The 349-nt window shown below is 57.0% G+C and carries 1 pseudogene; it reads right to left on the reverse strand.

The window, feature by feature from the left end:
* Window positions 1-349, reverse strand: a pseudogene (locus PG722_RS13930) (hypothetical protein); the annotation flags it as partial.

Consider the following 349-nt stretch of genomic DNA (forward strand, 5'->3'; position numbering starts at 1 on the left):
GCCTTTACCCGGCGGATCTCCGCATTGTTGTTGGTTAGCTGGTAACTTTCAAAGGGCCTCGGGTCGCTTCGCCAACTTGACGCCATGCTTGCTTTCAGCTTTTCAATCTGGTCCGGCGACAGCAGCGCACAGCTGTCCAGCTTGCCATGCTTGCGGTAATAGGCGTTGACCTCCTTCATAATGAGCTGGGAGCGTTCCAGCCCGTCCAGCTTCTTCTGGAGCTTTTCAATCGCTGCCGGGTCATCGGCGCTGATCCCGCCCATGCCGGTGCTGCGTATCTTATCCAGCAGCCCTTGAATATGCCGCCATTCCTCCATGTTGCTGTCCCGCGCCCGGTTCTGTTTTTCCT

It is taken from the genome of Butyricicoccus sp. OF27-2pH9A, assembly GCF_027693185.1.
Taxonomy (GTDB): domain Bacteria; phylum Bacillota; class Clostridia; order Oscillospirales; family Butyricicoccaceae; genus Agathobaculum; species Agathobaculum butyriciproducens.